We start from the raw sequence: 23,682 nt of genomic DNA, 5'->3' as shown, positions 1-23,682 counted from the left end.
ACCATTTTTTTCCATTACAACTTAAAATAAAGCTCTCTCAACTCTTCAATTACTCTTGCCCAGGTGCCCTCCAGCCTCTTCTTCGACTGATGCCCGTTTGCCACCAGTATGCAGCCTATCTCTGCTTCCTCAGCCACTTCAAAATCGTGGATCGTGTCGCCGATCATGATGATCTTTGATTTTGGCAAACCGATCTCCTGGACGAGCAGCCGGGCGTTTTCAACTTTGGTGGCGGCGTAATGGTCGTTCAGGCCGGCGATGGTTTCAAACATAGAGGGATCAAGTCTTGCGGAAATGGTTTCCATCAGAAAGTCCTGCTGCATGGCCGAGAGGATGAATTGCCGCTTTCCCAGTAACCTGAATTGCTGCAAAATATTGATGACCTCATGATGCAATACCGACCGGTGAACATTTTCCCGGTAATTGGCGATAAACTCCATAGCCACCCTATCCCAGTCGTCGCGGCTGAAATCGAACCCGGCTTTGACATAATAATCCTGAACGGGGAAGGTAAAAATCTCCTTGTAGCGCGCTTCGGTGAGCAGCGGGTAATTGCGTTTTTTTAGCATCCTGTTCATCGCGTTGATACACACATCCAGGTCGTCGAGCAGCGTTCCGTTCCAGTCCCAGATGATTGCCTGTGTGTTTTTCAAAAGGTTTGAAGCCATGTTTTGGTCGAAAAAGTTAATTTCGCAAAATTAAACTTCCAGCCTTACAACGATGAAAAGTATTAACCCCGCTAACGGAAATTTGATTGCTGAATATCCGGAACATAGTTCGGTCGAAGTTGGGGAGATTCTTCAACAGGTTGATGCAGCTCAACTATTATGGAGAAAGTCGGGCTTTGATGAACGGGCTAAATTGATGAAAAATGCAGCAAACCTACTCAGGCAGCGTAAAATTGAATATGCCCGTTTGATTACTTTAGAGATGGGAAAGGTGATCCGTGAAGCAGAAGCTGAGGTGGAGAAATCGGCGTGGGTATGCGATTTTTATGCCAACAATGCCGAAAAGTTCCTCGCTGACGAAGTGATTGAAACTGACGCCGGGTTAAGTTTTGTGGCTTTCGAGCCGCTGGGCACTGTGCTGGCCGTGATGCCGTGGAATTTCCCCTTCTGGCAGGTGTTCCGGTTTACTGCTCCGACACTGATGGCCGGGAATGCAGGCGTGTTGAAACATGCTTCCAACGTTCCCGGTTGCGCGCTGGCCATCGAATCGGTGTTTCGCGATGCCGGATTCCCTGAAAATATTTTCCGCACGTTGATGATTCCCGGAAGCGAAGTGGAGAAGGTAATCGAAAATGAGGTAATCAAAGCTGTAACCCTCACAGGCAGCGAAGCAGCAGGCAGCAAAGTAGCAGAAGCAGCAGGCAGAAACCTGAAAAAGACCGTTTTGGAACTTGGCGGCGCCGATCCATTTATTGTGCTGACTGACGCCGACCTGGAACTTTGCGCTTCAACTGCGGTTACTGCACGGATGATCAACTCCGGACAAAGTTGCATTGCGGCTAAACGGTTTATTGTGGTGAAAGAGGTTGCCGATCAGTTTACCGGATTGGTCAAACAAAAAATGGCATCCCTGAAAACCGGCGACCCTACTGATCCGGCGACTGATTTCGGTCCCCTGGCCCGGCCTGATCTTGTTGACGACCTGAAAGCTCAGATTGAGCGTTCGGTGAAAATGGGCGCCAGGGTTGAGTTGGGTGGAAATCGAATTGAGGGCGACGGATTTTTCTTTGAGCCGACCATCATCACTCATGTTACTGAGGAAATGCCGGTTTTCAACGAAGAAACCTTCGGTCCGGTGATGGCCATCATCATTGTCGAAAACGAGCAGGAAGCCATCAGATCAGCCAACAACAGTAAATTCGGATTGGGTGGCTGTGTGTGGACAAAAAATACCGGGAGAGGGATTGCCTTCGCGCGTCAAATTGAGTCAGGGGCAGTATTTGTAAATGGCATGGTAAAATCCGATCCGCGACTGCCGTTCGGAGGAATCAAATCTTCCGGGTACGGCCGCGAACTGGCAAGCTATGGGATAAAGGAGTTTGTGAATATGAAGACGATTTGGATAAAATAGTGGGCAGAGGGCAGTAGGCAGTAGGCAGTAGGCAGTAGGCAGAGTGATGAACCTTCTAAGAGAGTTTTTTTTAACCAAATATTTTAAAAAGTTGATTTAAATGAGAATAGACATCCTGACTATATTCCCTGAAATGTTCGAAGGGATTTTCAGCCATTCCATCCTGAAACGTGCTGTGGATAAAGGATTAGCCGAAATACACCTGCACAACATCCGCGACTATGCTGCCAACAAGCATCGCCGGGTGGACGATTACGCGTTCGGTCACGGCGCCGGCATGGTGATGATGATCCAGCCGATTGCCGATTTGATTGACAAACTGAAATCAGAGCGGAAATATGATGAAATCATTTTCCTGACCCCGGATGGAAAACAATTTAATCAGCCCATTGCCAATCGCCTTTCGACACTTGAAAACATTATCCTGCTCTGCGGCCATTACAAAGGCATTGACGAGCGGCTGCGCGAACATTATATTACCCTGGAAATCTCCATTGGCGACTACGTGCTTTCGGGCGGCGAACTGGCGGCTGCCGTAGTCACTGATAGCATTGTCAGGCTGATACCCGGCGTGCTTGGCGATGAAACTTCCGCACTCTCCGACTCCTTCCAGGACGGGTTGCTCAGTCCGCCGGTCTATACACGCCCTGCAGATTACAATGGTTGGAAAGTCCCTGATATTCTGATCTCCGGAGATGAAAAAAAGATCAATGACTGGCTGATGGAAAAGGCCATGGAAAGGACCAGGGAGCGGAGACCTGAAATGTTGGATGAAAGGGGGTAAGAGAGTAACATTGGAATTAATTAGAAAAATATCATTGCTTTTCGTTCGTTTCAAAAACCCACTGAATGCCATGCGTAATCTTATCTTCCTTATTTTCCTCTTTGATAATTTGCAGGTAATGTCAGCTCAGATTCCTGATTCTTTACTCATCATGAAATTTGACTCCATTGCGGGAATCATCTACAGCCCTCAATCTGACCCGGTAAAGCTTGCAGCCAATGACTCAATCCTGGTGATGCTGACTGATTTTCTCTCCACCCCTCAATCGCTCACTTTCCCTTTCGATTCGTTGAAGTTTGTCAAAGTGGTTTCTTCCGCAGGTTTTGATTTTCGTTTGATCACCTGGACGGTTCCTCTTTCCGAATCCCGCCACAGCTATTATGGTTTTCTGCAAAAAATTTCCAAAGGAGTTGTAGCTAACGTTGTTGAGCTGAAAGACAATGGCGGAATCAGAAACACAGATCAATCCTACGCTTGCGACAATTGGCCGGGCGCTGTTTATTACCGTATGATCGAAAATAAATCGGGAAAAGTTAACATTTTTACGATGTTCGGTTGGGTAGGGGAGTCATCCGGAAAAGCCTGCCGCATTATCGAAACCCTTGTCTTTAAAGAAAATGGAGAACCTGTGTTCGGATGGCCGGCGTTTCAGACGGAACAGGGAAACCTGCAAAACAGGGTGATTTTTGAGTTTACCGACCAGGTACCTTTTCATTTGGCTTATGAAGAGCAATTGCTCCCGGGAAAAAGAAAAAAGCACGGCTGGATGATTGTTTTCAGCCGCCTGGTTGGGAACGACGCGGCTTTAGGCCGGTTTTTCCAGGCGCAGATTCCCTCATACGATACCTTTGATGCACTGATCTTTAAGAAAGATCACTGGCAGTTTTTTCAGGACATTGATGTACGCGCTTCCGGTATAAGCAGCCAAAACCCTCAAACCAGTCCGAAGCAAGGGCTTTTTCCGGAAAATCAGGATCGTAAGTCTCCGGGTAAGAGAGATTAAAGCTCAATTATCGTGTATTCATGATCAAGTAAATTGATAGTGAGCAGCTTATTCCGAAGCGGGTGGTCTTTATGAAGCATGACTTTCAACACCTCTGCTACCTGAATCGAAGCTGCGAGTGCCGGCGTGAATGAGGGGTTTCCAAAATCTGTTTCTTCACCTTTATCGAAATCAATGGGATAAATGCTGTTTAATGTCCGTTCGCCGGGGAAAATGGTGCAAACCTGCGCATACCAGCCTGCGATTGCTGCATGAACCATTGGTGTCTCAAGTTCCTCAGCTGCTTTCTGAACTAAGAGCCTTGCTGAAATGCTGTCGAGCGCATCGCAGATCACATGATGACCGGAAAGGAGTTCGGTTGCATTTTCTTTTGTCAGAAATGATTCGATAGCGGTAACGGTAATTTCAGGATTTACAACAGCCACTCTTTGTTTTGCAGCCAAAGCCTTGGATTTTCCAATGTTTTCAGGTAAAGAAAGCAATTGCCGGTTGAGATTTGAAACATCGAAAACATCACCATCAATGGCTGTAATGTGGCCAATGCCAAGTCGTGCCAGCATTTCGATGAGGTATCCGCCAAGCCCTCCGCAGCCTGCAACAGCCACGCTGAATTCCCTCAGCCGCAGGTTCTCTTCTTCCGAAAGCATGTTCTGATTCTTGATGTAACGGTTCATTTGTCAATTTTTTTTCTGATCATACATTCAATATTTTCAATTTAATCAAAAATGAGCAAGTCGTAAAGTGGTTTTACCGCAGAGAGCTGCAGAGATTTTACGCAGAGATTCGCAAAGTTACAGCTTGTGTCTATTGAGTTTTGTTAACCACCTCCTCAGACTTTAATTCGATACTTGTTTATCCATCGCTACTTTATCAATTTAACCCCCATTATTCTGCAGGCCATTTCGAGCGTTTCACATTGATTTCCCGGAACAATCAGATGATGATTTCCCAACGGATGGTTCTTCAGTTGGTTGATCTTGCCTGATGACAGTTTCACCTCAATCATTGTGCGGCATGCATGTTCCGGGCTTTGATGTTTTGCAGTGATCTGCCCTGTGGTAAGAAATCCTTTGTCCAGGGAATTGTTTAATCTGAAAACCGTGATCGTTTCACCCGCAAATTTCCCGGCGACAGCAGTCCCTTTTCCGGTTTCAAAATGGGTGTCAATGTCGAAGGTTTCAAGCAGATGGGTTGGCGCCGTGCAATGGGCAAATTTCACCAGGTCGGACCCTACTTTTACCAGGTTGGCCATCCAGGGAATGATCCCGGTTATTGCCTGAACCAGCATCATTCCAACCATGCTCACGAGATCGCCCTCGCAACCGGCCGGTATTCCCTTGTCGTTGAAATAGGAAAGGGCAAGACAGGCGGTCACCCCTTCAGTTTGCACCAGCGAAAAGCACTCGATGGTTAATGCATCCAATTGACGTACTTCCCTGATCTTGCTCAATGCATGCTGAACTTTGGCAGCCTCTATAATAGCCCCGAGGTTTTTGTATGAATATTTTTCTAAAAATGATGGATCGGGATCAAGAGATTTAAAGTCCGGGACACTGTTCCAGTTGATCTTTTCCAACCTTATTCCGAGTTTGTCAACCAGCAGATCTCTTTCGATATCTGAGGCAATCAGCCAATCTGATACTTCACCGATCAGCCCTATTTTTTTTCCTTTTAATCGTTCGAGGGCTGTTATTGTGTTTAAAAACAGGCTGACCATTGTACGATCCCCGGCATTATTCATATCCGCCAGCAGGCAGTCGATATTGTTTTGATCCATCCAGGCTTTGGTTTCGGTAGCGGCAGCCCACGAATTGTTTTCTTCGAAAGCAAGTAGTATATAAAAGTGATTTTTAGCTACCGATTCAATGGCAGACCGCTCAGACCCCCCGCTCAGGAAGATCAACAAAAAAGGACTGGCAGAAGAAAAGTCAAAATCGAATCCGCTAAAGAATTTTCTCAAATTCTTTTCGCCCCGGGTAAAAATTTCCGCAGGTGCTTTGTCAAATGCGAGCATTCGGGCAGGTATCATAAACCGTGATTTTTCAGCAAAGCTAAGCATTCCTGATACAATACACCGCCTTTAACTTCAATGTTAGAAAATCCACGCTCTGTTATTTCAATGCTGGGAATCGTGATTTGTCGGTAATACTGGCTGATTTCAGTGATTGAAACCCCGAAAACGACTCTGCCAATTCCGGCAAATATGGTGGCGCTGATGCACATGGGACAAGGTTCACAGGTAGTATATAGAGTCAAATCAGCCGGATTAAGTTGTTTGTTTTTAAAGAGTGATCTGATAGCATTGATTTCTGCGTGGGCTGTGGGATCCTGATCGGTCTTCACCGTATTGTGCGCCCTGGTTGCAATTTCATTGTCGGACACAATTACACATCCAAAAGGCGTTTTTCCTTTTTTTGCCTCCAAAATTGCCAAGGCCATAAATTGCTCGTCAGAAATTTTCATTTTTCAACTGTTTGCAATCAAACTGAAATGCAAAGTGTTTATTTTGGTTTTATCCGGTGAAATTACTTTAAGTTATTAATAGACAATTTAATACAAAATTAATGAATCAGGGATTTAGGATTTACAATTTAAATTCAATAAAAATTATCATTTTTTACAAAAATATAGATAATTACCTTCTGATTAATACTTACATTTGCGCATCGTTGACCACAAGAAAATTCAAATGTCTGATAAATTCTATCCTCCATCGCTGGAGCAACTGCTGCAACTTATTCTCAAAGACCTTGACACCAAATCGGAGATTTTAGGTATTCCCGAGAAATTATTTTATAAACCCTGGCAAAATCACTTTTTATACACTAAGTCGGGTGGAAAAACCCTCCATAATCCTATTGGTCTCGCCGCCGGTCCGCATACCCAATTAGCGCAGAACATCGTTTCGGGATGGCTATGTGGAGCGAGGTTTATTGAGTTAAAGACCATTCAGGAAAATGATCATCTTGAAGTGACAAAGCCCTGCATCGACATGCAGTATGAAGGCTACAACTGCGAATGGTCGCAGGAATTGGAGATATCCGATTCCTTTGATCAATACCTTAATGCATGGATATTAATTCATGTGCTGCATCACCGGTTATATTCCAGTCTTCGCAAGAATGTGGAGGTTGGGACCATTTTTAATATGAGCATAGGTTATAACCTCGACCAGGTAAGAAGCCGGAAAGTGCAATGGTTTATTGATAAAATGAAAGATTGTAGTGCAGAACTGGCGGAGAAAATACGTTCGGTCAAACACTTGTATCCGGCAATCACAACCCTCAGGATACCTTCGGAGATATCAAACAGCGTTACACTATCGACCATGCATGGCTGCCCTTCACGTGAAATTGAATATATCGTCAAATACCTGATGGTGGATAAAAAATTACATACTACCGTCAAATTTAACCCTACATTGCTTGGAGCCCGCTCGGTGAGAGCTATTCTGAACCAGGAACGTGGTTTTGATGTTAGAATTCCCGATTCATCTTTTGAAAATGACCTGCAATATGCCGATGCCATTGCTTTGATTCAAAATCTCCAAAAGACGGCTGAAGAGATGAAACTGGCGCTTGGATTTAAGTTAAGCAATACCCTTGAGTGTTTTAACAAGAAAAAGCGTTTGCCCGAAAAAGAAGAGAAAATATACCTTAGTGGCAATGCGTTGCATCCAATTGCCGTGAATCTGGCCGCCAACCTGCAAACAAAATTTGAAGGTAACCTGCAGTTGTCCTTTTCAGGTGGAGCCGATTGTTTTAATATATCTAAACTGATTACCTGTGGTTTTAGCACCATCACCGTTTGTTCCGACCTGCTGAAACCAGGTGGCTATGCCCGATTGGTGCAATATTTTGAGCAATTGTCGAAGGCTTTTGCTCAGGTGCAGGCTAAAAACGTTTTTGAGTATATTCTTAAAACCAGCACAGAATACAATGCAAGCACTGCAGCGCTTGATCACCTGAAAGGGTACGCAATACATACGTTAAACAACAAGGCCTATCAGAAAAATATTTTTCAAAGCACTGATATAAAGACTGAACGACCATTAAACCCATATGATTGCATCGCCGCTCCCTGTATCGGGAAGTGTCACACCAACCAGCATATCCCGGATTACCTTTGGCATGCCGGTAAGGATGATATTAAAAATGCTTTCAGATATATAATTGCCAACAATCCTTTTCCATCTGTCACCGGGGCTATTTGTGACCATTTATGCCAGACGAAATGTACGCGTATAAACTATGATGAACCGGTTATGATTCGTGAAGTAAAAAGATATGTGGCTGAGAATATCAACGGTGATACGCTGGAAACTTCCATAGCAGCGAAAAAAATAGAGAAGAAAGTTGCCATTATTGGCGCCGGACCATCAGGCTTGTCGTGTGCATGGTTCCTCAATCAGGCCGGTTTTCAGGTGGATGTTTTTGAAACAGAGAACAAAGCCGGGGGCATGATTTCAGGTGCAATTCCTACGTTCAGACTGTCTGACCCCAACATCGCCAAAGACATTGAGCGGATAAAGAAAAGTGGAGTAAACATTATAGAAGGTCAAAAAATAGATAAACAGAAATTCGAAAGTATTTGCAAAAATTATAATTATGCATATATAGCAACAGGTGCCCAGGTTTCCCGAAAGCTAAATTTAAAAGGGTGCGATGCCGTTGGGGTATTGGACCCATTGGAGTTCCTCAGAAAAGCAAAACGCAACGGGGACGTTGCCATAGGTAAAAATGTTGCCGTTATTGGTGGCGGAAATACGGCTATGGATGCTGCACGAACTGCCTTTCGGCTGGTTGGCGACAGCGGTTCAGTAACAATAATCTACCGCCGGACGATCAACGAGATGCCGGCCGATCGTGGTGAAATAAAAGCCGTGATGGATGAGGGAATTGAATTTATTGAGTTGGTTTCACCCATCAAAATATTGGAAGAAAATGGCGTAGTAACAGGGCTGGAGTGCCTCGATATGGAGTTTAAGGGAACGGACAGCAGCGGTAGACCTTTGCCTGTCGAAATACCTGATTCGGATCATAGCTATGAATTTGATACTATTATTCCTGCCATTGGTCAGGAGTTGGATATAGATTTTGTGGACGCTGATTTGCTGAAAACAAGAAATGGCTCCTACCAGACCAAAATTGAAAATGTTTTTATTGGTGGCGATGCTTTGCGGGGTGCTGCTACAGCAATTAAAGCTATCGGTGATGGTCGGAAAGTAGCCATTGAGATCATGAAGAAGGAAAAAATTTCCCCTACCGAGCCGCCAATCAAAATGCTCAGTAATGATGAATTTGCCGGTTTAAAAATCAAAAAAACAAGACGCGAAGCGGCTGTCAGGCAAAAAATTCTTCCTGCTGATGAACGGCGAAACTTCAATCTGGTCATCTCTCCGTTAACGAAATTGCAGTCGAACTATGAAGCTGCCAGGTGTCTGCAATGCGACGTAATTTGTAACGTTTGCGTGAGCGTTTGTCCTAATCATGCTTTCTTCGGCTTTGAAATAAATACAGAGGAGCTGGATATCCCCATTGTGAAATATGGCGATGATTTCTTCAATGTAAAATTCAAACGAAAACTTGATGTCCGACAGAAATACCAGGTCATCAATATTGCCGACTGGTGCAATGAGTGCGGAAACTGTACAACATTTTGCCCCACAGCGGGAGTCCCGTATAAAGATAAAATGAGGCTGCACTTCGAAAAGGATAGTTTTAAAAACGAAACCTCCGGCTTCCTCCTGGCTAAAGATGGAAAGCTGGTTCATCTGACCATGAAGAAAAATGGCAACCTTAGCATTCTTTCCGAAAACTGGGATGCGATGATTTTCGAAAATGACGATTGCATGGCCATATTAAACAAGAAAACCTTTGCCATAGAGCATATTGATGTATTCACTGAAAAAGGTGGCAGTATCGAACTTCCTGAAATTACCGAAATGAAGATGATTTACCAGGCAACGAAAAATTTGATCTAAGCAAAATGGATAAAGAGACAGAAAAAGTTTTGGATAATACCGTGCAGCGATGTCGCGACCGGCACATTATAATACCAACATATCAGCAAATGCGGAACCCGGAATTGATTCCGGACAAAATAAAGGATAAACTCCGTAAGCTGGGATTGTGGGATTTGAACACATTAAACCTTTTCAGGATTACCTGGAAAAACGAGCCGACTGAGTTTGGCGGTGGTTTTGGTGATGTGAATTACTTAGAACTCCCTTCCGGGTTGACCGGCGTGAAAGCAAGGATTATTGTCCTGATCGGGAAATATTTTCCAACGGGAGCGCATAAGGTAGGGGCTACCTTTGGGCCGTTGGTTGAAAAGCTGATTTCCGGCCGGTTCGATCCTACCCGACAAAAGGCGCTATGGCCATCAACAGGGAATTATTGCCGTGGCGGCGCTTACGACTCCTACCTGCTGGGTTGTGAATCCATAGCCGTGCTGCCGGAGGGGATGTCGCAGGAGCGTTTTGAATGGCTGCGTAAAGTTGGCGCTGAGATTTTTGCCACACATGGTTGTGAGAGCAATGTAAAAGAGATCTATGATAAAGTGAAAGTACTGGAAGCAGAGCGGGGTGATCAGATTGTTACCCTGAACCAGTTCAGCGAAATTGGAAATCCACTTTGGCATTATGCCGTTACCGGACCAGCTATGCAGGAAGTATTTGAAAAAGTCAAAACCCCCAATTCAAAATTCAGCGCCCTATTCCTGACGCAGGGATCTGCAGGCACACTCGGCTCAGGTGATTTTATAAGAGAAAAGCACCCTCTGGTAAAAGTTTGTGCCGGTGAAGCGTTGCAGTGCCCCACCATGCTGTACAATGGTTATGGCGGCCATCGTATCGAAGGTATCGGCGATAAACATATTCCCTGGATTTTCAATGTAAAAAATCTTGACATGGTAGCCGGCATTGACGATGAAGCCAACATCAGCATCATGCGCCTGTTTAATGAACAAGAAGGAAAGAAATTCCTTGTTGATGAAGCCAACGTTAGCCCTGAACTGGTCGAAAAACTCCACCTGATGGGCATTTCCTCCATAGCTAATATGATGGGATGCATAAAAATGGCTAAGTTTTACGAGCTGAACGAAAATGATATTATCTTCACCGTCGCAACTGATTCGATGGAAATGTATAAATCGAGACTGGCCGAAGAACACAAAGCACATGGGAATTACACCGCGCAGCAGGCGGCAGTGGATTTCTATTCGGGTATTGCAGGCCTGTCGACCGATTACCTGATCGAACTTGGTTATTATGAAAAAAAGCGCATTCATAACCTGAAGTATTTTACCTGGATTGAGCAGCAGGGAAAGACTGTAGAAGAGCTCAATGCCCAGTGGTACGATGAAAACTACTGGAAAAACTCCTGGAAAATGGTGGATGAATGGGACCGGAAAATTATAGCTTTTAATGAGCGAACCGGAGTGATTAACGAATACAAATAACCCTAAATAAAACGGAGATGAACCAAAAATTCAGTTATCAATGTGTGACCTGCGGCAGAGAAATTGAAACCGATGATGTAATTTACCTTTGCCCCGGTTGCGAACCAAAAAATAAACCCGGACAGCCACTCCTTGGTGTGTTGAAGGTTAACTATGATTACACCATGATCCGTGAGGACATTTTGAGCGAAAACCTGTTTGCCATTCTCAAGGATGATGGTTACATCGATCTGCTGCCCATTGATGAGGTTGAAAGTATCCCGGGACTTAAAATCGGCAACACCCCCATGTATGAAGTAGATAATTTTGAAGGAAAACCGCTAAAAGCTACACTGTATATCAAAAATGACGCACGCAATCCAACGCTTTCATTCAAAGACAGGGCTTCGGTTGTAGTATCAGCTTATGCTGCGCAAAAAGGGATTGGTACAATCATCACTGCATCCACAGGCAACGCGGGCTCTTCGATGGCTGGCATTTGTGCAGCACAGGGGCAGAAAGCCATTATTCTTGTTCCGGAAAATGCGCCGGTTGAGAAATTAACACAGATTATGATGTTTGGCGCCACTTTAATCCCGGTTAAAGGAACCTACGACGACGCATTCGAGCTTAGCCTTGAACTGACCAGGAAAACAGGAGTGTACAACCGGAATACCGCATATAATCCTTTCACCATCGAAGGAAAGAAAATAGCGGCTTTCGAAATTTATGACGAACTGCTCGGTGTCCTGCCAGATACAATTTTTATCCCGGTAGGCGACGGAGTGATCATTTCAGCTATGTACAAGGGTTTTGAGGAATTAATCAAACTCCACATCACCGATACAATGCCCACCATTGTTGCCGTGCAGGCTGAAGGAAGCCCCAACCTGGTTGACAATCTTGACAGAAGTGAATTCAAGTCGGTAAAGTCAAAAACCATTGCAGACTCGATTTCGGTGGATGTGCCAAGAAATTTCCATATGACAGCCAATTATATGAAGCAATATCATGGGAAATCCGTTAAAGTGAGTGATGAAGAGATTATGCAGGCCTCACTTCAATTGTCCCGCAACACCGGAATTTTTGCAGAGCCTTCTGCCGCTGCTGCCTTGGCCGGGTTTCTGAAAATGCACCGCGAACATTTGATTCCCGAAGATTCAAACAACCTGGTTTTGATCACAGGATCGGGCATGAAAGACACAGGAGCGGTTAAAAAATACCTTGATTTCCCAAAGGCGGTTGCCTGCGATGCCAAAGTTGTGCTTAACCTTCTTGATTTATAGTTCATTTCAGGTTTATTTTGCGAATTAGTGTGAGTAAGATAGCTTCATTTGTTGAAAATCAAATGAAGAGAGTTTTCTTTCTGGAATTAATTGGAAAATTCGGTTTGTAAAAGGCAAAATGTTCAGGTAATTCGCCTGAATGTTCAACCAACAAATGTTTAATTGAGAATCTTCATTAATGATCAATTTCAGTTTAAACGGAAAAAAGATCAGCTATAATGGCGACGGGTCAATTTCGTTGCTGGATTTTCTTCGTGACCAGCAAGGGATTGTTTCGGTAAAGGATGGCTGTAACGGGCAGGCCGCATGTGGCGCCTGTATGGTCGAAATTGATGGAAAAGCGCGCCTTTCATGCGTCATGAAACTGGAAAAGCTTAATGGTGTTCATGTAACCACCCTCGAAGGGATTCCACTTCCGGTGTTGTTTGTTTTATCCAATGCTTTTGTTGGAAAAGGCGCTGTGCAATGTGGTTTCTGCACCCCGGGATTTCTGATGAGGGCCAAAGTTTTATTCACTGAAAATCCAAATCCCACACGAGCCGAAATTGCAATTGCTTTGCGTCAGAACCTTTGTCGCTGCACCGGTTATGTAAAGATTATTGATGCCATTGTGGAGGCGCTGAAGAATCTGAGAAAAGGTCAGGATAAAATCGACGAGAACAGATCTATTGACAAAACTGAATTTCTTCCAAAATACCAGTCTAAACAACTGGCCACCGGTCATCTGCCCTTTGTGAATGATCTCCGGCAGGATGGGCTGCTGCACGCAGCGCTTCGATTTAGTGACCATCCCCGCGCAAAGGTTTTAAAAATTGACACACATCAAGCCAGGCAATTCCCTGGTGTAATCAGAGTTTTCACTGCCGGAGATATTCCCGGAAATCCAAAAACCGGTCTCATCCAGCAGGACTGGCCCCTGATGATCCATGTGAATGAAACCACAAGTTATATCGGCGATGTTTTGGCTGGCGTTGTGGCATCCGATCGCCAAACAGCCCGCCAGGCAGCACAATTAATTGAAATTGAGTACGAAGTTCTGGAACCGGTCTCAGATCCATTTAAGGCACTCAGACCGGAAAGTCCCTTAGTACATGAGGGTCAGCCTAACCTGCTTGAAAAATGTATTGTCCGCTGGGGAAACCCTGAGAGATTTTTTGAAAACGCAGCCTATATTGCCGAAGGAGAGTTTTCAACCCAGCGCATTGAGCATGGGTTTCTCGAGCCGGAATCTGCACTGGCGGAGCCTATGGCTGATGGGATTAAACTCTGCAGCCAGGGTCAGGGTGTGTATGTGGACAGAAGGCAGGTTGCAACATTACTTGGCATTTCGGAGGAAAAGGTCAGGATTCAGCAGGTACACACCGGCGGTGCTTTTGGCGGCAAAGAGGATATGACCGTGCAGGGGCATGTCAGCCTTTTTGCCTGGCTGTTGAAACAACCCGTCAGGCTTACACTTTCCCGCGAAGAATCCATCCGGATGCATCCCAAGCGACACCCTGTATGGATGAAAATGAAACTGGCCTGTGACAGCGCAGGAAATCTCACTGCCATTAAACTTGAAGCCACCGGCGACACCGGCGCTTATGCCTCTGTCGGCATAAAAGTGATGGAACGTATTGTAGGGCATGCCTCCGGCGCCTATCACATTCCAAACACCGACCTCGAGGCCAAAACCGTTTACACGAATAATATCCCGAGCGGCGCCATGCGGGGGTTTGGTGTGAACCAGGTTACTTTTGCCATCGAATCGTTACTTGATGAGTTGTGCGAAAAAGGAGGCTTCGACCGTTGGCAATTCCGCTATATTAATGCACTGACTGAAGGTTCAGTAACTGCCACAGGCCAAAGACTTGGGAAAGGTGTTGGCGTAAGGAAAACATTGGAAGCTGTAAAAGCAGATTTTTACGCTGGTAAATATGCCGGACTGGCCTGCGGAATAAAGAACACCGGTGTTGGTAATGGAATGATTGACGAAAGTTTTGTAAAAATAAAGTTTGAATACAACGGGAAAATTATCATTTCCCATGGCTGGTCAGAAATGGGGCAGGGGGTACATGCCATGGCGATCACAATCTTTTGTAAAGAAACCGGACTGCCACCGGAAAATATCGAGGTGAGTGTTGATACTGGCGATAGTCTGGTAACAGGGATGACAACCTCCTCCAGGGCAACGGCACTGCTGGGAAATGCCATCATAGATGCTTGCAGATTAATTAAACGTGACCTTGAAGCTCAATCTGCTGAAACATTGAAAGGCAATGTCTATTTTGGAAAATTTGTTTGTGACTGGACAACAAAACCCGGTACACATGCCGCTAATCCTGTTACACATTTTGCTTATGGCTATGCCACACAACTGGTGTTATTAAACGACGAGGGAAGCATCCGGAAAGTCATCGCAGCCCATGATGTAGGCTATCTGTTAAATCGACAGCTTTTTGAAGGACAGATAGAAGGCGCTGTGCACATGGGATTGGGCTATGCATTGACTGAAGATTTGCCGATGAATGATGGTCATCTGGTTTCGGATAAGTTGCGCCATTGTAAAATCCTCCGGTCTGATGAAATGCCGGAAGTAGAGGTCAGGGTAGTCGAAGTGCCTGATCCTGTCGGGCCATACGGCGCCAAAGGAATCGGTGAAATCGGACTGGTTCCCACGGCTGCTGCGGTTGCCAATGCGTTTTACCAGTTCGATAAAGTGAGGAGATACAAATTGCCGCTTCAAAGGGAAGAATCGGTCAAATAGGTTATTTTTGTAAAAACGTTTTTCGATAAAATTTCCGATTAACCCGTATTCCTATGTCATTATTCCTGAAAAATGCAACGTTCATCGACTGGCAAACCCTTGATTTCAAAATAACAAACATTCAGGTAGATCAAGGCGTTGATCTGCCTTTACAATTCCCTGAAATCATTCCAGATCAAACACCTGCCAATCACATCATTGATTGCACCGGACTTTTGGTCACAAAATCATTTGCCAATGCTCACCATCACATTTACTCGGCACTTTCACGCGGTATGCCACCCCCACAAACCCCACCGGCAAATTTTCACGAAAAACTGAAATACGTCTGGTGGAAACTCGATAAAAGCCTTGACCTCGAAATGATCGAAGCCAGCGCTCTCTACGCCGCCATGGTGAGCCTGAAAGCCGGCGTCACTTTTGTGATCGACCATCATGCTTCGCCTTTTGCAATCAGCAATTCTTTGGATGTTATCGCTCAAGCTTTTGACCGCGTTGGCCTTTCGCACTTGCTGTGCTACGAGGTTTCCGACCGCGATGGAATGGAAAAAGCAACCGAAGGGTTGCATCATACCGAAAATTATCTGAAATACCGCCAGGGGTTGGTAGGGCTTCATGCATCGTTTACAGTAAGTGATCCGACCATGAAACAGGCGGCACTTTTAATGCAAAAATATAATTCGGGAGTACACATTCACGCTGCGGAAGATAAATACGACCAGGAACACTGCCAGGCCAACTATTCAAAGTCCGTTGTTGAGCGCTTGCGGGATTTTGGATTTCTGCATTCACCCAAAAGTCTTCTCGTACATTGTCTTCACCTGGATGATAATGAAAAAGAAATACTTTCCGGAAGTAAGGCCTGGGTGGTTGAAAATATGGAGAGTAACCTCAATAATAAGGTGGGGATTTTTGATATTACAGCGATGCTTGAACGTATTATGCTCGGTACCGACGGAATGCACAGCAATATGATCCGGAGTGCGCAATATGCTTACTTCGCTGGTTTAAAGGTTAGTACGTATAGTCCTGCAGACATGTACCGTCGGTTGAGAAATGTTCATCATTATCTGCAGCAAAACCCGTTCAAAGGGGACGGCGGAAACAATCTTGTTGTGCTTGATTACAATTCGCCAACAACAATCCATCGCGCCAACTTTGCAGGACATTTTATCTATGGATTTGATGCTTCCCATGTTAAACATGTCATTGCTGGAGGAAAACTGGTGGTAAATGACCGTCGCCTGGTACTGGCTGATGAGGATGAAATTCTAAAATTTGCAAGACAGATGGGAGATAAGCTTTGGGAGAGATTGCGACGATAAACTATTTCACGTCAAATGAAAACAAAATAAAACCCAGTTCATTTTGTTTATTATACAAAGCAAAACTAAGATGAAACTACATCCATCATTGGAATCCCAAATGGCTATGATACTAAATTTGTTGGAAAAACATGAAGTAAAAAGCGCATCACTATTTGGCTCTGCAGTTACCGGCAAATTCAACAATGATAGCGATGTGGACTTCTTGATAAGTCTTAAGGATGGATTAGATCCTGTTTTAGCTGGAGGCCATTTGTGGGATTTATATTATGATTTGAAAGAACTTCTAAATAGAGAGGTGGATATTGTTAACGAACGTTCTTTAAAGAATCCTTTTTTTATTGAATAAATCAATCAGACCAAATACCCAATATTTTTATCTTGAAAAAAACACTCATTACCAACGGCTTGATTGTTACTGTCGATGAAACTTTCACAGGCAGTGTGCTGATTGAGGATGGCGTCATCGCAGATGTTATCCGTTCAAATGAAATTCCTGAGGCAGATGAAATCATTGATGCTGATGGTTTTTACATTATTCCCGGCGCCATTGATCCCCACGTTCACATGGAACTCGAAACCCCCTATGGAACTTCATGTGATGATTTCTATTCCGGAACAAAGGCAGCATTAGCGGGCGGAACCACGACGATCATTGATTTTATTACCCCCGGAAAAGGGGAAAAAATGGCGGATGCGCTGAAAAAACGAAAAAAAGCTGCAGCTAAGTCGCTGATTGATTATGGACTTCACGCCAGTTTCGTTAACTGGAATGACCATACTGAAAGAGAAATTGATGATTGTATCAGGAATCATGGTATTTCATCTTTTAAACTTTACCTGGCTTATCAGAAATCTATAGGAATTGACGATAAACAGCTCGCACTGATCATGGAAGCAGTGGGCAATGCCGGCGGTATGGTGATGTTGCATTGCGAGGATGACGCACTGATTACCCATTTGCAGAAAAAATATCTCAGCGAGGGAAAAACCGCTCCGGAATGGCATCCAAAATCCAGGCCTGTTGAGGCTGAGGCAACTGCAGTGCTGAAAGCCATCAGTTATGCCAAAATACTGAATTGCCCGCTTTATATTGTTCATGTGTCCGGCGCCCCCTCGATTCAGCTCATCGCCGAAGCGCAGGATTCGGGTATCAGGGTTCTGGCTGAAACCTGCCCGCAATATCTCTTACTGGATGAGCAGGTGTATTCGCAATCATTTGCAGCGTCTGCCAAATTTGTAATGAGCCCCCCTCTGAGAGGTAGTTTTGATCGCTTTAAACTTTGGAAAGCGCTGAAAGACAAAACCATCAGTGTTGTGGCTACCGATCATTGTCCGTTTAACTTTGAAGGTCAAAAAGCAAATGGAGCCGAAAACTTTACCCTGATTCCCAACGGCGCCGGTGGCGTGGAGCACAGACCTGCACTGCTGTTCACTTCCGGCGTTTTACCCAACCGGTTATCCCTGAATGACTGGGTGGCGCTCATTTCAACAAATCCCGCCAGAATCTTTGGACTCAGTCATAAAAAGGGCGCAATCCAACCCGGGCTGGATGCTGACATTGTGATCTGGAACCCCGATAAAAAGCATATCATTTCAGCAAAAAATCATTACCAGCGCTGCGATTCGAATATCTACGAAGGACTTGCTACCAAAGGTGCGCCTGAAATGGTGCTGCTTAAAGGAAAGATCGTTTTCAGTAAAAATGAGTTTTACCTCGATGGCATTCAGGGTGAATACCTCAACAGGCAAAAACCAATAATGGAATAATCGCGGTTTTCAACAGATGACTTTTTCATTACTCATCAGATATTACCTTTGCACTCGAAATCAGCAATAAATCAACGGGTTTAAAGTTAATTAAAAGGCATTTAAAACCGGACTCATTGATATTAAAAAGAAACAGACCTTAATGGGGATTAAGAAGTTTTTAATCAGCAGAATATTTTTCAAGCACCTTGCATTGTCGCTTATTGGCGGGGTTTTACTATTCTGGTTATCATTGCAACTGCTTGCACTTTACACCAGTCACGGTGAAGCCATTGAAGTTCCCGGTTTGATCGGTATTCAGGTAAATGATCTGGATCAATTCGACCCTGAAGGTCATTTCAGGTTTCTCATTATTGATTCTATTTTTGATGACAATTTGCAAAAGGGCGCCATCGTCTTGCAGGATCCTCCTCCGGGTTCCAAAGTCAAAAGTGGTAGAAAAATCTACCTCACTGTGGTTACGTCGCAACCCGAAACGGTCAGGATGCCAGATTTAGTCGATCTTTCGCTCCGACAGGCGCTGGCAGGGTTAAAAGCAGCAGGGCTCAAGGTTGCAAAACTGGAATACATTTCCAATATGGCAAAAAATGCGGTGCTTGCCCAAAATTTTGAAGGTAAAGCCATTTCGGCGGGAACTGATGTACTAAAAGGCTCTGCAATTGAACTTGTGCTTGGTAAAGGTTTAAAAGAGGAGAAGATTCCCATCCCTTTTTTAATTGGAAAAACAGAAGCCGAAGCCATAAATATACTGAATCAATCATCCTTTAACGTTGGCTCTCTGAATTATACAGATTTACGCGATCCCCAACATTTGCGTGTCTATTCACAGCAACCTGATGGTGGCGCCGATCAGATGGCTGAATACGGACAATACTTTGACTTGTGGTTTAAATCAGACCTTACCTTTAATTTTGATTCCCTGATTAACAGCTATACTGCAGATTCAACGAGGATTTCAGATGAATTTTTTGATTCTCAAACAGAGACCGAATAAATGACAAGATATTTATTTTACATATTGCTCTCAATGATTTGGGTTAATTCGCTCAACGGACAGGAAATTCTTACCGGATTGTCAGAAAATCCTTTGATTATAGGCAAAAATGAAAATCCGGCAAATGTAAAATCATCAGTGTTTGTAAAACCGGTTCCTGTTAAACTCCCGTTTTTCGATAATTTTAAACAGCAAAGCTTTTACCCGGATACATCACACTGGATGGATAATGATGTTTTCATCAATAATGACTATCCGCTTTTCCCGCCAACCTGGAATGTTGCGACATTTGATGCCATTGATGCAAACGGCAGTATTTATGGCGAGGCCAATTTCCTTCAGTTTGTCGCCGATCATCTTACATCAAAGCCAATACGGCTGGATTCCGTTTTTTCTCCACAACCTGCTTTGTTAACTCCTGCGGATTCGGTTTATCTCAGTTTCTATTACCAGCCGCAGGGACGGGCGAACGACCCCCAGGTGCAGGACTCGCTGGTGCTTGAGTTTGGCTATTACACCGAAGAGTGGGACTTCAAAAAAGTAGATTCTATCACCGTGGAAGCGAGTATTTATGGAGTTGACACCCTTTTTCCGGGAGATGTTCTGATTTCGCCCTGCGATCCAAGCTGGGAGTTCATCGTTACTGATACGTTACTTTACACCGACCTGGTAACTTTACCCTGCGACTCAGTTTTTGTGCCGGCTACCAAATGGGAACGCGTTTGGGCCGCTGAAGGCATGCCATTAGATACTTTTCTCGTTAGAAATGGTGATTTTTACTTCAGGCAGGTGATGATTCCAATTGTGGATACCAATTATTTCAGAAGTGATTTTCAGTTCCGGTTCTTTAATTATGCGAGTATTTCAAACGATAACCTTCAAAGTTGGCAAAGCAACTGCGACCAGTGGAACATTGATTATGTTTTACTCGACAAAGGCCGCAGCAGGCTCGACACTACACATAAAGCACTTTCGTTTGTCGGAACTGCCCCCTCATTCCTCGAAAAGTACCAAAGTATGCCCTATTATCAGTACAGCAACGATCCCACCGGTGTGATGAAACTCGGATTGGAGATGTTCATCAGCAACCTTGATAATGGTAACCAAACGGCAAAGTACTATTATGAGGTTAAAAGTGATGTGGGAACATTTCACTTCGGTTGGGATGGAGGTAGTGGCGACTTGCGGCCTTTTAATCAATGGGGTTACACTACAATCTCATCGTTTGCTTTCCCCCCGGTCACCAGCTTTTTTCCACCGTTCGGTGATCGTGACAGTATTTACTTCGACATCACCCATTACCTTGAAGGAGACCTGCAGCTGGGGCTTGTTGACACCTTACGCTTCAGGCAGAAGTTCTATAATTATTACGCTTACGACGACGGCACACCCGAGTTTGGCTATGGCCTTTCACCTGCCGGCGCTCAACTGGCCTACCGTTTTGACCTGAGCCGGCGCGACACCCTCAGAGCAATACAGATGTACTTCAACAAAACACTTACCGGTGCTAACGAACAGTTTTTTGACCTTGCCGTCTGGAGCGACCTCAACGGGAGACCGGGTGACCTGATTTACATACTCGAACGTCAGAAACCAAGGTTTAGTGAGGAACTCAACAGCTTTTACACCTATCATCTTGATTCTGCTGTGCCGGTACAGGGAACATTTTATGTGGGATGGATTCAGCGTACAAGTCATAACCTCAACATTGGATTTGATTCCGGGAATGATGCCAGTGACAATATGTATTATAATGTGACCGGTGAATGGCTGAATTCAGGTTTCAATGGTGCGCTGATGATCAGACCGCTGCTTGGCGAAAAATTAAAGGAGGAGCCGGCAGTAAAAAGCACTGTAACGGACCAGTTCCTGATTGTTCCCAATCCAACATACAACGGGCAGGTGAGTTTTATCTTCCAGGTTTTCCAGGATGATGGTCAAAACCCCAAAATCGTAGAGTTGGACGAAGAGAAGTTGCAACATTTGCATATCGAAGTCTTTAACCTGGTAGGACAAAAAGTGTTTGAAAGCCGATATACTCAAACAATTGATCTTAGTGATCTGAAAACTGGTGTTTACCTGTTGCGACTCACTGATCTGCAGCAACAATCCGCAATGGTTCAGAAACTGGTGATTGGAAAATGATCAGCAGGCACCCAGGTCTTAAGGTTGATGACATCAACCCCATACCCGGCAAATTTTATTTCAGTGTCAACACTCCAACATACTTTCGGGATTTTGTTGTGAGCATTGTAGCATGTTGGACATATTTTTTCCCCGTTAACCAAAGACAAATAAAACATGATGGAAGAATTCAATCAGGATATCATCGACGAGCAGGACGATCTTTACGAACACTATCGCATTGCTGTTGATCCCGGGCAAAGCCTGCTCAGGATTGATAAATTCCTGTTCAACCGGCTCGAAGGCGTCTCCCGCAACAAGGTTCAGAATGCCGCCAAAGCGGGTAATATCCTGGTAAATGACCACCCGGTGAAACCCAACTATAAGGTTAAGCCAAGAGATGTCATTTCCATCCTTCTGCCAGGCCCCGTTAGGGAGTTTGAGGTAATCCCGGAAGATATTCCTTTTGAAATCATGTATGAAGACAGCGATGTGCTGGTTGTGAATAAGGCCGCCGGACTGGTGGTGCACCCCGGGCATGGAAACTACACCGGAACGCTGCTTAATGCACTGACTTTTTATTACCAGGGGCAACCGGATGTTCATCCTTCCTTGATTCACAGGATAGACAAAGATACCTCCGGCGTGTTGCTGATCGGGAAAAATGAAATGGCGCAGACCATCCTGGGAAAACAATTCTTTGAGCATACGATCGACAGGAAATACCTCGCCCTCGTGTGGGGGGATATAAAGGTAGATGCAGGAACCATCGAAGGTCATATCGGGCGTAACCCGAACGACCGGATTCAGATGTTTGTATTTTTGGATGGATCGCAGGGGCGGCCTGCAATTACACACTTCCGGGTTTTAGAACGGTTTGGGTACGTGACCCTCGTGGAGTGCATCCTTGAAACAGGCCGAACGCACCAGATCAGGGCACATTTCCGTCACCTCGGGCATCCATTGTTTAACGATGAAAAATACGGAGGCGATAAAATCCTGAAAGGAACCACTTTCAGCAAATACAAGCAGTTTATCCAGAATTGCTTCAGCATTCTGCCGAGACAGGCGCTTCATGCCCGGCTGCTTGGATTTACGCATCCTACCACAAAAAAGGAAATGCTCTTCGAATCCCCGCTCCCACAGGATATGCAGGAAGTGATTAATAAATGGCGCGATTATGCCAGGCACAAAGACATGTTGAATGAGGAAGGATAAACCATGAACTTTTTCCCTATGCCGTTAAATCAGTTCGAAATTGAAAAATAGGTTTAAAGATCAGTTAATCAAATATCTAGTTTGAAATTGTTTGCTTTTTCCCTGGCGTTACAGTTCTACATTTTAAAAAATATCTGCAAATAGTTTTTGTAATCTAAAAAAAGGTTCTACTTTTGCACCCCAAAATACGCAAGAACAATGAGCAAGAGAACATTCCAACCATCAAGACGTAAAAGAGCCAACAAACACGGCTTCAGGGCACGCATGGCCACCAAAAACGGACGCAGGGTACTCGCCAGCCGCAGGGCAAAAGGGAGAAAAAGACTCACCGTTTCTGACGAAAGACTCGACAAAAATTAATCTTGTCAACATACAAAGTGACCTGAATGAAGAAGATGCATTAATTTCATCTTCTTTTTTTTTGCCCGGAAGTTTGAGCTTTAGCACAAATAAATCTGATATTCTGGTAATTTTTCATTGACCCGATGTGAATTTTCCATGCCAGAAAATCTTAATGTTGAAAATCATTGGTTGCCCCAACCCTAAAGGGAGCAATGATTTTCAACGATTTACTCCCTTTAGGGTGGGGTAATTAAATCGTTGAAAATCAAAATCAGGGTGTTTTCTGGCATGAATGAATAATTTCTTAAACTTGCACCCAAAAACTAGTGCCGGTTATAAATTTCTGCTGAAAAATTAATCCTGACAAAATGCTTAACATTCCAGTCATTGCTCTGATCGCGATTTTTTCAGCCACCATCGTTTTCCATGTTTTGATAGTTCTGCGGCTCATTCCATATTCGTTCATCTGGGGAGGACGACTTAAATCTGACCGTCAGATGTATGTGTTTGAAGCCTTCTCAATAAGCCTAAATGCAGCGTTTCTGATTTTGATGATGACCCTGGCCGGGTG

At 44.5% G+C, this 23,682-nt stretch carries 19 protein-coding genes; 15 read left to right on the top strand and 4 right to left on the bottom strand.

Annotated features, from left to right (window positions below; all coding sequences use genetic code 11):
* Positions 1 to 14: 14 nt before the first annotated feature.
* Entirely contained in the window at positions 15 to 668 is a 654-nt protein-coding gene (locus tag IH598_14625; protein ID MBE0639750.1) for an HAD family hydrolase, read from the bottom strand.
* A gap of 52 nt (positions 669 to 720) precedes the next feature.
* Between IH598_14625 and IH598_14620 the strand changes: the two genes are divergently transcribed.
* From IH598_14620 to IH598_14610, 3 genes are all read left to right on the top strand, one after another.
* Positions 721 to 2,079, top strand: coding sequence for an NAD-dependent succinate-semialdehyde dehydrogenase (locus IH598_14620; GenBank protein ID MBE0639749.1), 1,359 nt, complete (start codon positions 721 to 723; stop codon positions 2,077 to 2,079).
* Between the two features lie 100 nt (positions 2,080 to 2,179).
* Positions 2,180 to 2,863 (top strand): tRNA (guanosine(37)-N1)-methyltransferase TrmD, encoded by a 684-nt coding sequence (gene trmD, locus IH598_14615; protein ID MBE0639748.1) that lies wholly within the window; start codon positions 2,180 to 2,182, stop codon positions 2,861 to 2,863.
* 70 nt (positions 2,864 to 2,933) lie between these two features.
* Complete coding sequence (locus IH598_14610; protein MBE0639747.1) at positions 2,934 to 3,866, top strand: hypothetical protein; 933 nt, start codon at positions 2,934 to 2,936, stop codon at positions 3,864 to 3,866.
* Here the strand turns inward: IH598_14610 and IH598_14605 are convergent.
* The 3 genes from IH598_14605 to IH598_14595 all read right to left on the bottom strand — a co-directional run bounded on the left by IH598_14605 (position 3,863) and on the right by IH598_14595 (position 6,329).
* A complete protein-coding gene (locus IH598_14605) occupies positions 3,863 to 4,540 on the bottom strand; it encodes a HesA/MoeB/ThiF family protein (GenBank protein MBE0639746.1) in 678 nt (225 codons plus the stop codon). The two genes, IH598_14610 and IH598_14605, sit on opposite strands and share 4 nt — an antisense overlap.
* 188 nt (positions 4,541 to 4,728) lie before the next feature.
* On the bottom strand, positions 4,729 to 5,895 hold the full coding sequence (locus tag IH598_14600; protein MBE0639745.1) for a hypothetical protein: 1,167 nt from the start codon (positions 5,893 to 5,895) through the stop codon (positions 4,729 to 4,731).
* Positions 5,892 to 6,329 carry a nucleoside deaminase gene (locus IH598_14595; GenBank protein ID MBE0639744.1) on the bottom strand — a complete coding sequence of 146 codons (438 nt, stop codon included), beginning with the start codon at positions 6,327 to 6,329 and terminating at the stop codon, positions 5,892 to 5,894. Before IH598_14595 ends, IH598_14600 begins: the two co-directional genes overlap by 4 nt.
* Positions 6,330 to 6,555: 226 nt before the next feature.
* Here IH598_14595 and ygfK point away from each other — a divergent pair, with 226 nt between their 5' ends.
* The 12 genes from ygfK to IH598_14535 all read left to right on the top strand — a co-directional run.
* Positions 6,556 to 9,849, top strand: a complete 3,294-nt coding sequence (gene ygfK, locus IH598_14590) for a putative selenate reductase subunit YgfK (GenBank protein ID MBE0639743.1) — start codon at positions 6,556 to 6,558, stop codon at positions 9,847 to 9,849.
* A gap of 5 nt (positions 9,850 to 9,854) precedes the next feature.
* On the top strand, positions 9,855 to 11,327 hold the full coding sequence (locus IH598_14585; protein ID MBE0639742.1) for a pyridoxal-phosphate dependent enzyme: 1,473 nt from the start codon (positions 9,855 to 9,857) through the stop codon (positions 11,325 to 11,327).
* A gap of 17 nt (positions 11,328 to 11,344) precedes the next feature.
* Complete coding sequence (thrC, locus tag IH598_14580) at positions 11,345 to 12,592, top strand: threonine synthase (GenBank protein ID MBE0639741.1); 1,248 nt, start codon at positions 11,345 to 11,347, stop codon at positions 12,590 to 12,592.
* A gap of 178 nt (positions 12,593 to 12,770) precedes the next feature.
* Positions 12,771 to 15,338: a selenium-dependent xanthine dehydrogenase gene (gene xdh / locus IH598_14575; protein ID MBE0639740.1), complete on the top strand. Its 2,568-nt coding sequence runs from the start codon at positions 12,771 to 12,773 to the stop codon at positions 15,336 to 15,338.
* A 53-nt stretch (positions 15,339 to 15,391) separates the two neighbouring features.
* Positions 15,392 to 16,663 carry an amidohydrolase family protein gene (locus IH598_14570; protein ID MBE0639739.1) on the top strand — a complete coding sequence of 424 codons (1,272 nt, stop codon included), beginning with the start codon at positions 15,392 to 15,394 and terminating at the stop codon, positions 16,661 to 16,663.
* A gap of 100 nt (positions 16,664 to 16,763) precedes the next feature.
* Complete coding sequence (locus IH598_14565; protein MBE0639738.1) at positions 16,764 to 17,012, top strand: nucleotidyltransferase domain-containing protein; 249 nt, start codon at positions 16,764 to 16,766, stop codon at positions 17,010 to 17,012.
* Between the two features lie 32 nt (positions 17,013 to 17,044).
* Positions 17,045 to 18,433 (top strand): dihydropyrimidinase, encoded by a 1,389-nt coding sequence (gene hydA, locus IH598_14560; protein ID MBE0639737.1) that lies wholly within the window; start codon positions 17,045 to 17,047, stop codon positions 18,431 to 18,433.
* A gap of 142 nt (positions 18,434 to 18,575) precedes the next feature.
* Entirely contained in the window at positions 18,576 to 19,427 is an 852-nt protein-coding gene (locus tag IH598_14555) for a PASTA domain-containing protein (GenBank protein MBE0639736.1), read from the top strand.
* The gene (locus tag IH598_14550) at positions 19,428 to 21,572 is read left to right on the top strand and encodes a T9SS type A sorting domain-containing protein (GenBank protein ID MBE0639735.1); all 2,145 of its coding nucleotides are present in this window, start codon (positions 19,428 to 19,430) and stop codon (positions 21,570 to 21,572) included. It begins immediately after the preceding gene.
* A gap of 159 nt (positions 21,573 to 21,731) precedes the next feature.
* Complete coding sequence (locus tag IH598_14545) at positions 21,732 to 22,769, top strand: RluA family pseudouridine synthase (GenBank protein ID MBE0639734.1); 1,038 nt, start codon at positions 21,732 to 21,734, stop codon at positions 22,767 to 22,769.
* Between the two features lie 198 nt (positions 22,770 to 22,967).
* Positions 22,968 to 23,129, top strand: a complete 162-nt coding sequence (gene rpmH / locus IH598_14540; GenBank protein MBE0639733.1) for a 50S ribosomal protein L34 — start codon at positions 22,968 to 22,970, stop codon at positions 23,127 to 23,129.
* Between the two features lie 350 nt (positions 23,130 to 23,479).
* The coding region (locus tag IH598_14535; protein ID MBE0639732.1) for a hypothetical protein at positions 23,480 to 23,682 on the top strand (203 nt) is incomplete at its 3' end.

The sequence above is a fragment of the Bacteroidales bacterium genome, from assembly GCA_014860585.1.
Taxonomy (GTDB): Bacteria; Bacteroidota; Bacteroidia; order Bacteroidales; family 4484-276; genus RZYY01.
The sequence above is the reverse complement of the archived record's forward strand: the minus strand, read 5'-3'. Positions and strand labels throughout refer to the sequence as shown.